General features: G+C 36.6%; 18 protein-coding genes and 1 tRNA gene. 14 read left to right on the forward strand and 5 right to left on the reverse strand.

Annotated elements, in window-relative coordinates; genetic code table 11:
- The first annotated feature begins 1 nt into the window (after position 1).
- From spoVAC to BN1243_RS00935, 6 genes are all read left to right on the forward strand, one after another.
- A complete protein-coding gene (gene spoVAC / locus BN1243_RS00915) occupies positions 2-478 on the forward strand; it encodes a stage V sporulation protein AC (RefSeq protein ID WP_062104415.1) in 477 nt (158 codons plus the stop codon).
- A complete protein-coding gene (gene spoVAD / locus BN1243_RS00920; protein ID WP_062104416.1) occupies positions 478-1,494 on the forward strand; it encodes a stage V sporulation protein AD in 1,017 nt (338 codons plus the stop codon). Before spoVAC ends, spoVAD begins: the two co-directional genes overlap by 1 nt.
- Positions 1,495-1,515: 21 nt before the next feature.
- Positions 1,516-1,872, forward strand: a complete 357-nt coding sequence (spoVAE, locus tag BN1243_RS00925; RefSeq protein WP_062104417.1) for a stage V sporulation protein AE — start codon at positions 1,516-1,518, stop codon at positions 1,870-1,872.
- Positions 1,873-1,984: 112 nt separating this feature from the next.
- Positions 1,985-2,116, forward strand: a complete 132-nt coding sequence (locus BN1243_RS21450; protein WP_154669780.1) for a YjcZ family sporulation protein — start codon at positions 1,985-1,987, stop codon at positions 2,114-2,116.
- Positions 2,117-2,229: 113 nt separating this feature from the next.
- The gene (locus BN1243_RS00930) at positions 2,230-2,484 is read left to right on the forward strand and encodes a sporulation-specific transcription regulator SpoVIF (protein ID WP_062104418.1); all 255 of its coding nucleotides are present in this window, start codon (positions 2,230-2,232) and stop codon (positions 2,482-2,484) included.
- A gap of 102 nt (positions 2,485-2,586) precedes the next feature.
- Complete coding sequence (locus tag BN1243_RS00935) at positions 2,587-2,859, forward strand: hypothetical protein (protein ID WP_062104419.1); 273 nt, start codon at positions 2,587-2,589, stop codon at positions 2,857-2,859.
- Between the two features lie 67 nt (positions 2,860-2,926).
- On the opposite strand, the gene BN1243_RS00940 is transcribed toward BN1243_RS00935, so the two are convergent.
- From BN1243_RS00940 to BN1243_RS00950, 3 genes are all read right to left on the reverse strand, one after another.
- Positions 2,927-3,370, reverse strand: coding sequence for a GNAT family N-acetyltransferase (locus BN1243_RS00940; RefSeq protein WP_062104420.1), 444 nt, complete (start codon positions 3,368-3,370; stop codon positions 2,927-2,929).
- 7 nt (positions 3,371-3,377) lie between these two features.
- A complete protein-coding gene (locus BN1243_RS00945) occupies positions 3,378-3,887 on the reverse strand; it encodes a YjcG family protein (RefSeq protein ID WP_062104421.1) in 510 nt (169 codons plus the stop codon).
- Between the two features lie 218 nt (positions 3,888-4,105).
- Complete coding sequence (locus tag BN1243_RS00950) at positions 4,106-4,822, reverse strand: alpha/beta hydrolase (RefSeq protein WP_062104422.1); 717 nt, start codon at positions 4,820-4,822, stop codon at positions 4,106-4,108.
- 225 nt (positions 4,823-5,047) lie between these two features.
- Between BN1243_RS00950 and BN1243_RS00955 the strand changes: the two genes are divergently transcribed.
- The 3 genes from BN1243_RS00955 to BN1243_RS00965 are packed head-to-tail and all read left to right on the forward strand — an operon-like array spanning position 5,048 to position 8,631.
- A complete protein-coding gene (locus BN1243_RS00955) occupies positions 5,048-6,082 on the forward strand; it encodes a TAXI family TRAP transporter solute-binding subunit (RefSeq protein ID WP_062104423.1) in 1,035 nt (344 codons plus the stop codon).
- Between the two features lie 58 nt (positions 6,083-6,140).
- Positions 6,141-6,659: a DUF1850 domain-containing protein gene (locus tag BN1243_RS00960; RefSeq protein ID WP_069201818.1), complete on the forward strand. Its 519-nt coding sequence runs from the start codon at positions 6,141-6,143 to the stop codon at positions 6,657-6,659.
- Positions 6,643-8,631, forward strand: a complete 1,989-nt coding sequence (locus BN1243_RS00965; RefSeq protein WP_062104425.1) for a TRAP transporter permease — start codon at positions 6,643-6,645, stop codon at positions 8,629-8,631. Before BN1243_RS00960 ends, BN1243_RS00965 begins: the two co-directional genes overlap by 17 nt.
- A 510-nt stretch (positions 8,632-9,141) precedes the next feature.
- Here the strand turns inward: BN1243_RS00965 and BN1243_RS00975 are convergent.
- Positions 9,142-9,606, reverse strand: coding sequence for an alpha-helical endospore appendage domain-containing protein (locus tag BN1243_RS00975; RefSeq protein ID WP_062104427.1), 465 nt, complete (start codon positions 9,604-9,606; stop codon positions 9,142-9,144).
- Between the two features lie 257 nt (positions 9,607-9,863).
- Positions 9,864-9,936 (reverse strand) — tRNA-Val (locus tag BN1243_RS00980).
- Positions 9,937-10,319: 383 nt separating this feature from the next.
- Between BN1243_RS00980 and BN1243_RS22265 the strand changes: the two genes are divergently transcribed.
- The 5 genes from BN1243_RS22265 to BN1243_RS01000 all read left to right on the forward strand — a co-directional run bounded on the left by BN1243_RS22265 (position 10,320) and on the right by BN1243_RS01000 (position 14,214).
- Positions 10,320-10,469, forward strand: a complete 150-nt coding sequence (locus BN1243_RS22265) for a hypothetical protein (protein ID WP_195892058.1) — start codon at positions 10,320-10,322, stop codon at positions 10,467-10,469.
- 107 nt (positions 10,470-10,576) lie between these two features.
- The gene (locus tag BN1243_RS00985; RefSeq protein WP_062104428.1) at positions 10,577-11,329 is read left to right on the forward strand and encodes a (S)-benzoin forming benzil reductase; all 753 of its coding nucleotides are present in this window, start codon (positions 10,577-10,579) and stop codon (positions 11,327-11,329) included.
- Positions 11,330-11,446: 117 nt separating this feature from the next.
- Positions 11,447-12,370 (forward strand): AEC family transporter, encoded by a 924-nt coding sequence (locus BN1243_RS00990; protein ID WP_062104429.1) that lies wholly within the window; start codon positions 11,447-11,449, stop codon positions 12,368-12,370.
- Between the two features lie 34 nt (positions 12,371-12,404).
- Positions 12,405-13,055, forward strand: a complete 651-nt coding sequence (locus tag BN1243_RS00995; protein ID WP_062104430.1) for a hypothetical protein — start codon at positions 12,405-12,407, stop codon at positions 13,053-13,055.
- A 112-nt stretch (positions 13,056-13,167) separates the two neighbouring features.
- Complete coding sequence (locus tag BN1243_RS01000) at positions 13,168-14,214, forward strand: M42 family metallopeptidase (RefSeq protein ID WP_062104431.1); 1,047 nt, start codon at positions 13,168-13,170, stop codon at positions 14,212-14,214.
- The last annotated feature ends 81 nt before the right edge of the window (positions 14,215-14,295 follow it).

Raw genomic sequence — 14,295 nt, forward strand, 5'->3', positions numbered from 1 at the left:
TATGGCAAGTAAAAATAAAACTAAAACACCTGAACAAATCCAATATGATTCTTTGCAAAAGAAACATGAGTTAAAACGTCCCATAATAAAGAATTGTATCCGTGCGTTTTTTATTGGAGGAACGATTTGTTTAATTGGCCAAGCTGTAACCTATGGTTATATATATTTCTTTGATTTTACGGAGCAGACGGCTAGTAATCCAACTGTCGCGACAATGGTTTTCTTTGCCATGCTTTTAACAGGTTTTGGGGTTTATGATCGCTTAGGACAATTTAGTGGTGCTGGTAGCGCAGTTCCAGTTACTGGGTTTGGAAATGCTGTCATTTCTTCTGCAATTGAACATAGGACGGAAGGATATGTGCTAGGGGTAGGAGGCAATATGTTTAAACTGGCAGGTTCTGTTATTGTATTTGGCGTTTTTTCAGCTTTCGTTATTGTTCTGATTAAAACTTTATTAGTTCAATGGGGGGGCTTTTAATGTTAAAGGGAGCCCAAACTTGGGTCTTTGATCAGAAACCAGTCATCTTATCCACTGGAGTTGTTGGCGGACCTTTTGAAAAAGAGTGTCGGCTATCTAATGACTTCGACAAATTCCATGATGATCTTTGGATGGGGAAGGATTCGTATGAGAAGGCGCAAAATGTTCTTTTAGAAGATGCAGTAGCCATTGCTATGAGAAAAAAGGGACTAACAGAGGATCATGTTCAATTTTTCCTCTCAGGAGATTTGATCAACCAAATTACTCCAACCAGCTTTGCGGCTAGAACAAATCAAATTCCTCATTTAGGGCTATTTAGTGCTTGCGCAACATCAACAGAAGGATTGGCTCTTGCAGCCATGATAATAAACAATGGTGGTGCTACTCGGATTTTAACTGGGGCAGCTAGTCATAATGCTGCTGCTGAAAAACAATTCCGTTATCCGACAGAGTATGGAGGTCAAAAGCCTCCTACAGCGCAATGGACAGCAACTGCGGCGGGAGTTGGATTAGTTGGGACAGATGAAGATATTGATAGCCCATATCCGCGAATTGTTTCGGCAACAATTGGAAAGGTCGTTGATCTCGGACTTTCTGATCCGTTAAATATGGGAGGAGCAATGGCACCAGCTGCTGTTGATACGATTCAGCGGCATCTATTTGACTTGCAAGTAGAACCGTCACATTATGATCTCATTATTACGGGTGATCTTGCTGAAATTGGAAGAAATACTGCAATGGAGATGTTTGAACAAAAGGGAGTCAAGATGAGTAAAGATCTTTTTCATGACTGTGGCTTATGGTTATATACCGACAAGCAGGAAGTTTTTGCTGGTGCCAGTGGTCCGGGCTGTTCCGCAGCTGTCATGTATGGACATTTACTTAATCAAATGAAAGAAGGTGTCTATAAAAGAATTCTTGTAGTCGCAACTGGTGCCTTACTTTCTCCGCTTTCTTTCCAGCAAAAAGAAACTATACCGTGTATAGCTCATGCAGTTGCAATTGAATACGAATAAATTGAGGAAGGAGATGGGGATATGCTAGCTATGTTTTTTTGGTCTTTTGTCATAGGAGGTTTAATTTGTGTAATTGGTCAGTTAATGATGGATGGCTTGAAGCTAACTCCAGGTCACACTTTAAGTATTCTTGTCGTCATCGGAGCCATTTTAGCGGGAGTAGGTTTATATGAGCCGCTAATTGATTTTGCAGGTGCTGGCGCTACAATCCCAATTACTAGTTTTGGCAATTCTCTTGTTCATGGAGCAATGTCGGAAGCTGAAAAACACGGACTTGTAGGGGTTATGACAGGTATGTTTGAAGTGACATCGTCAGGAATTTCCGCTGCTATCATATTTGGATTCATTGGATCCTTAGTGTTTAAACCAAAAGGCTAGGTTGTAGACTAAAATTTTTTTGGTCTATAGGCAAAGTTGTTTAGAGCGCCCATACGTTATATACGTTACTCACATAAATTATAATAGGCGATCAAAAGTGAGGTGAATGTATATGTATGGTTATGGATCTTGTGGAGCTCCTTATGGCGGATATGCTGGTGGTGCAGGTTTCGGAGGAAGCTTTGCGTTAATCGTTGTTTTGTTTATTCTTCTGATTATTGTTGGAGCTACTCTTTGTTTATAAGAAAAATGTTGCTAAGGATGGAATGACGATGGGTCATTCCATCTTTTTCATATAATTATTTCACTTATCGCGATTTCCTTCATAGTATAAAGGAGAAGAAGGGAGCGGTATAAATGGAGAATCATTTTTTTAAAAATGTTGAAAAGAAAACAGGTGTCAACATGAATGAAATATTGGCTTTGGCAAACTCACTACAAAGCGCGAATTTTAAGGATGAAAAAACGGTACGAAGTATTATTAAAAGAGTTTCTCAAATAGCGAATAAACCAGTGTCCAAAGAGATGGAAGATAAAATGGTGAAATCGATTATACAAGATGGCAATAACCTTGATATGGAAGCTATCTCAAAAATGATGAATAAGAGATAGCATAGGTGCCGTCCGAAAAAAGTGGGACGGCTTTCATATTTTATGTTTGGATATAGAGAAAGTGGGGTATATAGAGGTAACTTGTTTCCTGGGGGTGGTGGAATGGGGTACATTGGCAAACTCAACTATGAACCAAACCGGCAATATCATGAAAGAGTCGCTGAGAAGGGGAAAAAGCGTGATCCTTTTACAATTACAACAGTACAAAACGTACAATTAACATCACCGTTTCATAGTATTTTCAAAGAACAGGTTGAAAGTTCTTATGAAAAGCATAGGGAAGTAAAGCCTTCCTCACCTAAAAGAGAAGATCCCTCATCCAACGTATTGGCGCAAATATATGGTAAGGGGAGACTTTTTAACGAAAGTGTATGAAAATTAATACTTAAAGGTAAAAAACCCCCGAATTTTGTGTTTCCTATCCACAAAATTCGAGGGTTTTTCATATGACCGCTTTTGATTTCACGATGGTTTTAACCATTGCTTTATGAGGAATCCCAGCATCCAAAAATTCATCAGATACCACTTTATAACCTAATTTTTCGTAAAAGGGAATTGCATATGTTTGGGCATTAAGTTTTAATGTCTGGAGATTTTGTTTCATGGCAAACTTTTCAATGCTTTGCATAATCAATTTTCCAGAACCATTTCCCCGATGAGAGGATAAGATGCAAATCCGCTCCACTTTTCCGACCTGATCCAATATTCTAAAACGTCCTGCTCCAACTGGAGTTAGTCCATCGTAAAGGACAAAGTGAGTAGACTGATCTTCAAATTCATCAATTTCTAACTCAATGGGTACTTTTTGTTCTTCTACAAATACTGCTTTTCTTATTGAAAAAGCATCTTGAAGCTGGTCTTCTGTTGTTGTGCATATTACATTCATCCAGTAATTATTCCTTTCCTAACCGAAATGTTTCGTAGGTGGACCAAGAACCGTTTTCCAGTTGATAAACAAGGTGGAAGCGATCTACTACCTCCTCGTGATTAACACCAAGCATTCTGAGTGATCCAAACACATCAGAGTGTTCATCATTTGATAATTTTTGTCCAAGTGTTACATGAGGAACAAAAGGGTGTTCTGGTTCGCCGCCAGGGAGTGTCGTATAAAGGTCATCATGGATCTCTTGCAACTCATCTGTTTTTTCGATTTTAAAGTAAATTGTATTAGTAATTGGTTGAAACGAACTGACCTTTAGGAACTTCAAATAAAATGGTTGATATTTTTTAGCAACTGTTGTTAAAATATCAGTTATTTGTTTGGGGTCTTTTTCAAATTCAAAGGCTTCCTTCAACGTTATATGTGGAGGAATTAAAGCATAGTGTGGATCATACCGTTTTCTGTATGAATTGGCTAAATCTTGTAGCTTCTTGGATGGAAAAATAACAACTCCGTATTTCATAACTTTTACCTCCTTCAAATCCATTTTATTTTTTTAAAACAATGGTCAGTACGAGTCCGACTTATAGGCACTGACAAGGATGTTCATATGTTGCTTTAGTGCCCAGTGTTAGTAACTCTTTAACTTCCCTGCGATAAATAACATTAGTACGCTTTTCTTAATGCCCATTATAACATTCACTATAACTATAACAAATTTTCGAATGGCTTAATATCTGTTTATTCATAAGAAAACATTTTTTTCAAAGCCCGTTTTAAATCTGGTTGCCAATATTTCCAAGAATGGCCACCATCAAATTCATCATAAAAAAGTTGAAATTCTTTTTCCTTGAATATTCGCCGAAGTTTTCTATTTGGTGTTAAGAAATCCCGATTGTTGGAGATCTTAACAACAGATTCTTCTTTCCCGATAACTTGATAAATGTTTAAAGGATAGGGGGATTCAAAATCCATAACTTTAGTTATTACATCATCATCTACATAAGGAGAATGTAAAATCACCATGTTAAAAATATCTGGATGTTGTATAGCAGTTAGCAAGGAAACTGTCCCCGCAAGGCTATCTCCCATTATGGCACGATTTTGATTTATCGGATATTCCTGATCAATCCACGGCACTAATTCATTTGTTAAAAATCGAATAAAGGCCTCATTTTTTTCACCTTTAGGATGATATTTTGTTCGTCGGTCTTCGACGTTTTTGTAATGCGACCCTACGATTATTACTTCTTCCATCTTCTCCTCTGTCATCAATTCATCTGCAAAACGCGCCAATCGACCTAACTGAAAGTAATCTTTTGCATCTTGAACGATGATAAGTGAATACTTATTAGCTGGAGAATATTGGGCAGGTAAATAGACAAGTATGTCCATTATTTCTTTTAATTCATCGCTTTGAAATCGAATATCCTGAATGGTTCCTCGAGGTAAACTCATATTCATCACCTGAATTTAGGGAATTCTTATAATAGATGTTCATTTTATCACAATAATTTAGGAAATAGAAAAGAAAAGTCTTTCCGAGGAAATTGAGAAATTGATATTTTGGAATAATTCACTGATAACCATACTATAATCGCTTATGGGACAGGAAATATAAATCATATCCTTTGTTTGAATCATGTCTTTTGCTCACTAATAGGGAAAAAAGGAGGAATCAAGGTGAATAAGAAGCATCTTTTTCTAAGTGTTGTTTTTATTGTTTTGATAACTATGATATTAGCTGCTTGTGGCGGAGGCAAAAATACTGAGCCAGAAAAGGAAGAAGGCAATGGAGATAATGTTTCAAGCGGTAATGATGGAAACGAGGAAAAAAATTATGGTATTGAGTTTCTAAGTTTAGCAACAGGGGGAACTGGAGGTACTTATTATCCGCTAGGTGGCAGCATGGCTAGTATTATTCAAGATGCAACGGGCATTGATGCAAATGCTACAACATCCAATGCATCTGCAGAAAATATGACCCTACTTAAAAAGAAAGAAGTAGAAGTAGCTTTTACCCAAACAGACATTGCTACCTATGCAAATGAAGGGACAATGATGTTTGAAGGTGAAAAAATTGAGAATGTGAGAGGGTTAGGTACGCTTTATCCAGAGACGATACAAATCGTAACTATTGCCGATACAGGAATTAATTCTGTGGAGGATTTAAAGGGGAAGGCTGTGTCTATTGGGGAAGCAGGATCTGGTACTCGCGCAAATGCTGAACAAATCTTAGAAATGTATGGCATGACAGTGGACGATATTAAAGCCCGTAACTTGTCTTTTGATGATTCATCTACAGGGATTCAAGATGGTACGATCGATGCCGCCTTCATCACTGCGGGAACTCCAACAGGGGCAGTAGAAGGATTGGCTGCAACTAAAGATGTGAAAATTCTCCCGCTAGATAATGATAAGATTGAGGCGTTAATTGAGAAATATCCCTATTATGCAAAGGAAACGATTCCAGCTGGTACGTATAAAGCTGAAAACGATATAGAGACCGTTGCTGTGCAAGCGATGTTAGTCGTTCGTGAAGACCTGTCAGAAGATCTTGTTTATGATATAACGAAGGCAATTTTCGAAAATACAGACAAAATTGGTCACGCGAAAAGTGAATTAATTGATGCTGAAAAAGCACTAAATGGTATGGGAATTGAAATTCATCCAGGGGCTAAAAAATACTATGATGAAAAGGGAATTTCGAAGGAATAGGAAAACAAGGAGAATAGACCGCAATTTAAAACGGTCTATTCTTTTGACTTTATCACATATGAAGAAGGGTTTTTTACTATTATTATTGTTTAGCATTGGCCTAGCCTTTATTTATACCCCTTTTCAAAAATCACTAGTAGTGGAAGATGGTAAAACGAAGAAACTTATTGCTTTTATACCGATGTACAAAGATGATTATACATTTGGAATTCGCTATACCCATTCGATTCATTTATCTGATGTGGAGGAGACTTATTGCATATTAGCAGATGGGACAATTAGGCAATTTGAGTTAATGTACGAAGATACATCAGTTGGAATGCCATCTAATGCAGAGGATGGGGAAACATTTGTTATGGAAGATGGCAAGTTTTTTATCAAGAATATGAGAAGGGACTTTCAATCCATTTATATAAGGACAGCACAAGTTGTAGGTAGTCATAAATTAATGATTGGAAAGAATGATGTTGATTTTACCGCCTTTGTAGTACCAGGATCGTTGGTACAAGTGAAAATAAGGCGCTTAAGTTTATGGCAAATGTGGAAGGGAGTGGAGATTGATGGAGCATCAACATGAAACACTTTCAAATGAGAAGCAACAGGAATTATTAGAAAAGTACGATCCTGAATCTGCTACACGGAGTGTAAAAGGGGTATTGGGAGCCATTGTGTTTTTTGGCTTGTTAGCCTTTTCTATATTCCAACTTTATGCATCAATTATGCAAAGTCTTCCTAGACAAATGCTGTTATCTATTCACCTGGGGTTTGCTTTATCACTCATTTTCATTTTATTTCCTGCAAGAAAAAAATCCCCAAAAAAGGGGAAGGTGGCATGGTATGATTATATCTTATCCTTTTTATCTATTGGTGTTGGTGCGTACTGGCCACTTATGCTAGAGACGATCGCAAATAGAGTTGGATCTTTAACTACTCTTGATTTAATAGTCGGAACGATAGCCATTCTATTGACGTTGGAGGCAACAAGGCGGGCTGTAGGACTGCCTATTACAATCATTGCTTTAATCTTTATTGCCTACGCTTATTTTGGTCAATCTATGCCAGGTTTTTTTGCGCACCGTGGGGTAGAGTATGAAAGTCTTATTAATACGCTCTTCTTTACTGGTGAAGGAATTCTTGGTACTCCTTTATATGTTTCAGCAACATATATCTTTTTATTCCTATTATTCGGAGCCTTTTTAGTTAAAACGGGCGTGGGGCAATATTTTAATGATTTAGCATTATCCATTGCAGGAAAAAGGATTGGTGGTCCTGCTAAAGTTGCAATATTTTCAAGTGCTCTTCAAGGGACTATTAGTGGCAGTTCCGTTGCCAACGTTGTGACATCAGGTTCATTTACGATACCGATGATGAAAAAACTAGGTTACCGAAAGGAATTTGCTGGAGCGGTAGAGGCGGCAGCATCTACCGGGGGTCAGCTTATGCCACCTGTTATGGGCGCGGCCGCTTTCCTTATGCTTGAATTTATAGGTGGAATTAGTTATTGGGAAATCGCCAAAGCAGCAGCCATTCCTGCTGTACTGTATTTTTCGGGAATTTGGATTATGACGCACTTTGAGGCGAAACGGGTAGGTCTAAAAGGTCTGCCAAAAGAACAACTTCCTAATAAAAAGGAAGTACTAAAAAAAATATACTTACTGATCCCTATACTGGTTGTGATAGTTTTATTAATGACTGGGATGAGTGTTATGCGAGCTGCTCTTTGGTCTATTTTAAGTACGATTATTGTCAGTGCTCTTCGTAAAGATACAAGGATTGGGATGAAGAAAATCATTCTTGCGCTTGTTGATGGAGCACGCTCTGCTTTATCAGTAGCCGCAGCGACAGCAGCAGCCGGTATTATTGTAGGGGTTGTGACTAAAACTGGGCTTGGTCTAAAATTGGCAAACGGACTTGTTGATCTAGCCAATGGTCATCTACTATTAACGCTTTTTTTCACAATGTTGACCGCTATAGTCTTAGGGATGGGATCACCAACAACTGCTAATTATGTTATAACATCCACCATTGCAGCTCCAGCAATTATTACGATTCTCATGATAGATATGCCAGTAGGGGAGCCTATTCCGATCGTCATTGCACTATCGGCTCATCTTTTTGTTTTTTATTTTGGAATAGTAGCAGATATAACACCACCCGTGGCACTTGCAGCATTTGCCGCTTCTGGGGTATCAGGTGGGGAGCCGATAAGAACAGGGATTAATTCTGCAAAATTAGCTATTGCAGCATTTATTATTCCGTATATGTTTGTCCTCTCTCCAGAAATGCTGATGATAGATGCAACTATTCTGCAATTAATTTGGATCGTAGTAACAGCCATTTCGGGAATGATCGGAATTGGTGCAGGAGTAATTGGTTACTGGTATAGGAAATTATACTGGTTTGAAAGAATCATTGCGATTGTTGCTGGCCTGATGCTAATCTATCCAGAAAGCTTATCAGATGTCCTCGGTCTAGTTATATTCGTAGGTATGGTGATCAGTCAAATTTGGACAAAAGGAAAAGGGAAGGAAACATATAGAACGGCATAATAGGAATGATTTACGATGCTTTTTTTTAATAATAAGGGAAGTGTAGATTAGTGATTTTTGTGTCTACACTTCCTTTATTATGGAGTCTCTGGATTAAATACATGCGATGCAATCCATTTTGATTTCGGATTATTAGTGCATTCTCTATTTCGAGAGAGGAAATTAAGTAATTCTAAGTCAGATAATATAATGTTTTGTATAGAAGTGAGTTTTCGAATATGGTATAAAGATGGATTACATTCATATGAAAAATGATATAGTTCATGGAGAGTGTTAGTCATATTTGTGATTAAGCCTTGGGAAGGTAGTCGAATTCGTGTGAATTCCGTTAATTCATATCTATTTATTATTAAGTTTAAAAAGCATTGAATGGATTCAAGTGATTCAATAATTGCTTTTAATGTAATTTTATCTTGGATTCCTTTAATGTGCATGGATTTCCAAAGTACAAATAAAGATTTTTGGTATGTCGAGAGAGAATCCCATAAGCAATAAAGGGAGTCCCCTGTATCAATCCTCGTCATCGAAAATTTCAGCGAATTCATCATTATCACCTTGGCGACTAGATTCAATCACATTATTTTCCTCTTCGCTCATTTCTCCATTTAAAGAAAGGTCATCTTCAACGTTATTGGATTCTTCCAGATCTTCATTAAATGGTGTGGGGGGTGAAAGGGATGTTTGCTTCGAGTCGAAATCCACTACTTCTTCGAGCCGGCTTAACGCTAACCATTCCTTCATTACAGCCATTCTTAATAATCGCATCGACGAATTATTTAATGATATAATTTCTTCGTTAGAAGGGTGCGTAGGAAAATCAAAATCTTTACCTACAAAAGCATGGATTTTTGCTGCTTGGGCATTGAGTATATTGGCCAGAGCCAAATCCTCCTGGGCGATTGATTCTAATAAATGATCAATGACTAAATGTCGGGGGGAATGCTCCGGATTTATAGGCTCATTAGGCATGTTCATCTTTTCTTACCTCCTTAACACGCGTCATCTACATTATTTTATTGAATGGAAAGCATTACGTGTAAGTTAAACAAGCCCGTTTCTTTCACTTCTCCTACTGCTCAGTTAGCGACAAAAACTTGTAAATGCTCTTTTCAAACGAATCAATAAAAACTATTAAAAAACAGTGAAAATTAATATCTATTTGGTTTCTCCGTCAATCTTGCTGAAAATGAAAAAACGCTCAATCCCATGAGGGACAAGCGCGTTTTAATTAGTGATTCCGACTGGTCTCGAACCAGCGACCTCCACCCTGTCAAGGTGGCGCTCTCCCAGCTGAGCTACGGAATCAAGCTATTAAGTTACCAGACATTTACTAATATACATGGTAACAAGCTCTTCGTCAATCACTTTTAAAAAAATATATGGAAAATTAGTGCTGCAGTTAAGTTTTTTACTAAGTGAGAAATCCATCTATTGATAGTAGGACAGCAGAAGTCCTCCGTTAAAGTTTTCAATGATCGTGTTTGAAGAAACGTGTAATCTGATTTTATCCGAGGTATATAAGTTTAAAATATTAAGCCTCAGATAAATCTGATTGAACAAGATGAAATTGCGCGAAAAATATTGACACTGTAATCTTTCGCATGTCATAATAATTTTATATACTTTTTTCATATAATTTAAAAATGGTTATTTAAACATTAAAAATTATATCGCGGAGGTTTATGGTTATGACGACAAGTGCAGACCCTGGGAAACTCTCAGTAAATTCGACAATTTCGCTTAAAGGAATTGTGAAAGCTATTTTCAAAGATACCGTTCACGTTCAAATCGGCGGTAAAATTATCACTTTACCAATTTCAAAATTAACAAATAATTAAACATGAGCAGGAATTTGTTTATCAATACATTTTGGAGGAACCTATAAAAAGGTTCCTTTTTTTAAAATAAAGAGAAGTATACAATTTAGTCAGGGAGTTATGTCAAAATGGATATTTATATTATTACTGGAGCTTCAAAAGGAATTGGGGAAGCGTTAAGTCGGAAAGTACTCGATCCAGGTCATATTGTTTTCTGTATTGCCAGGACAAGAAATGAGGAATTACTGGAGCTTGCGAGAACCAAAAATGCTCCATGTACATTTTTAGAGCATGATTTATCAAAGACTGATTCATTAGAAAGCCTTTTGGACGGTATAATAACATCTTTCCCAACTGATGTTAATTCCGTAACGCTTATTAATAATGCTGGTGTTGTTGAACCAATAGGAAACTCTGAAAACAATACTCCTCAAGATATTGCAATAAGTGTTGCAATAAACTTAACAGCTCCCATGATCTTGACGTCTGTTTTTATCCGTAAATTGATGACATACAAAATTGCAAAAAGAGTAATGAATATTTCGTCTGGTGCTGGACGCAATGCTTACCCAGGGTGGAGTGCTTATTGTGCGGGAAAAGCAGGACTTGATCATTATTCTAGAACGATATTTGAAGAGCAAAAGAATATAAGCAACGGAGTTAAAGTCATTTCTATTGCGCCTGGTATTATTGATACGGGCATGCAGCAAACAATCCGTTCAACAAATGAGGAAGATTTTAAATTGGTTCAGCGCTTCATAAACTATAAAGAGAATGGATTATTAAGTTCGCCGGATGAAACAGCTCAAAAGCTTATCCAATTGCTTTATAAGGAAGATATATGGGAGAACAATCCAATTCTTGATTTGAGGAATCTATAGCGATAAGACAGCCAGTAAATATGAATAGTTAAGGCTTTTTGAACGATTAAAGGATTTTTTACTTTTTTGTCGAAATATCAAAGGATAAAATGTAAAATAGGGGAAGAGATATTTTTGATGTTACATCTGTTACATATTTTTAAAGATATTATTCTACCAGTCTTTATTTTAATTGCAATCGGTGTCATATTGCAAAGGAAATTCAGATTAGATTTATATACACTATCCAAAATAAGTATTTATTATTTAAGTCCTGCCCTAATTTTTATTAAATTGTATGAAAGTACTTTTTCTCCATCCATATTTTTTGGTGTGATTTTCTTTTCATTGTCCTTTATTGTTATTATGTATTTAGTCAGCTCTTTAACAGCAAAATTGTTAAAATTAAACAAGGCTAAAAAGCTCTCTTATACGAATAGTGTGATTTTTTATAATTCAGCGAACTTCGGTATTCCAGTCAATGATCTAGTTTTTAAACATGATCCTTTCGCAATGTCGATTCAGATTGTTGTAATGGCACTACAAAATACGTTAGTTTTTTCATACGGCGTCATTGCCATGAAATCGATAAAAGGAAGCAAACTGAAAGCTATATTAGACTATTTTAAAATGCCTTTATTTTACGCTATGATTTCTGGAATACTACTTAATGTATTTAATGTTTCATTACCAGACTTTTTATTAACGCCCATTACATATATTTCTAATTCATTAATTGCTGTTGTTTTGTTAACATTAGGTGCACAAATTGCCCATATTAAAATTTCATTTACTAATATTTCACTTTATTTAAGCATTATCTTAAGATTATTGGTAGGTCCTGGTATTGCTCTCGCTGGATTGTTAATAATGGGTATTGATGGAATTTTAGCTCAAGCGATACTCATTTCGACCGCAATGCCGACTGCTGTCAATAGCTCAATTATCGCTCAGGAATATCAAAATGAACCTGAATTTGCAGCCCAAACTGTTATTGCTTCAACTTTATTTAGTTCTTTAACTTTAACATTCATTATATTTGTTGCGCTAAACGTCTTTTAACTTTATTTTGGATGTATTGAAAGAGGGGAAATCGTTGAAAAGGCCACTTAGAGAAATATTGTCTGAAATGACCATGCAGGAAAAAGTTAATTATATTTGGGAGTATTATAAGTATTTTATTTTGGGATCCATTATCGTACTCATATTGATTATTTATACTGTTTACAGTGTAGTGAATAAAAAAGATGATATTTTAAATATTGTTTTAATGACTCAATACGCGGATCCAGAACAAGTAGAACTAATTAAAGACACGCTTTATCAGGAATTACTAACGGATGAGGAAAGAGATTCTTCCAATATCATTATCCAAACTATTAGGCCTAATAAAGATGGTAAAGACATTCAAGGTGGCATGGAAATGCAAAAGATGGTGGCAGAATTGTCTGCTGGGTATATTGACTTTTTCATTGCGGATCATGACTTTTTTGAACAAATGAATAAGGATCAACAGTTAATGGCTTATCAGAATTTGGAAGGGATCTCGACAATTCCATTTCCTGATGATCGACTCTTATACGGGGAAGAAGAAGCTATTACTGGGATTGATGTAACGACAGAACCATTGTTTCAAAATCTTTTTATTGAAGAAGGGCAAAAAATTATTTGTACCCCAAGCAATGCGAAAAATACAGCCTACATTTCTCGACTTATTCAATTTTTAGGGGAAAAGGAAAATAAATAAAGCATAAACTATGAGACAGGCTATAATAAAGCCTGTTTTTTAGTGTGGAAAGCTTAGCTATGATATTATATTTTTAGAGAATGTTGATGTTTGTTGGAAAGGAAATGGAATTATGACAAATAGTAAGGAAATCTTTACGTTAATTAAGGAATTAGTGTCCATTCCTAGTCCTTCTGGGAATACCGCAAGAGTAATTGATTTTTGTGAAAAACAACTAGGTGGTCTTGGATTTGAGATGCAGCGCAATAAAAAAGGGGGACTTTTGGTCACGATACCCGGGAAAAACGCGAATCAGCATCGAATGCTTACAGCTCATGTAGATACTTTAGGAGCGATGGTTAAAGAGATTAAACCGAATGGTCGATTGAAGCTTTCCATGATTGGTGGTTTTCGCTGGAATTCAGTTGAAGGTGAATATTGTGAAATTGAAACGGATTCTGGTGAGATTTTTACTGGTACTATTTTAATGAAACAAACTTCCGTACACGTCTATAAAGATGCTGGGGAAGCCAAGCGAAATGAGGATAATATCGAAGTCAGGATTGATGAAAGGACGACTTCCGCTGAAGAGACGAAGGCACTTGGAATCAATGTCGGTGATTTTGTATCATTTGATCCACGTGTTCAAATAACGAATAGCGGTTATATCAAATCCCGTCATCTGGATGATAAAGCCAGTACAGCTCTTTTGATGCTGCTAATAAAAGCCATTAAGGATGAAGGATTGGAGCTTCCTTATACTACTCATTTCCTAATATCAAATAATGAGGAAATTGGTTATGGAGGGAATGCGAGTATTTCTCCGGAAACGGTTGAATATTTAGCGGTTGATATGGGGGCGCTTGGTGAAGGGCAATCTTCTGACGAGTATACAGTTTCGATTTGCGCTAAGGATTCAAGCGGACCTTATCATTATGGTTTGAGAAAGCATTTAGTTCAATTAGCAAAAGATCATAATATTGACTATAAAGTTGATATTTATCCTTATTATGGATCAGATGCATCTGCAGCCATCAAATCTGGCTATGATATCGTTCATGGATTGGTTGGACCAGGCATTGAAGCTTCCCATGCCTTTGAAAGAACTCATGAGACTTCTTTGATAAATACAGAGAAATTACTGCGAGCTTATGTGATGTCGACGATTACGACTTACTAAGCTGTGAAATCCTCAACTTGGCTTGAGGATTTCTTTTTTCTCATTGAAATATTTCTATGAAGGGAATATTATAAAACAAGA

The sequence above is a fragment of the Bacillus niameyensis genome (assembly GCF_001375535.1).
Lineage (GTDB): Bacteria > Bacillota > Bacilli > Bacillales > Bacillaceae_C > Lederbergia > Lederbergia niameyensis.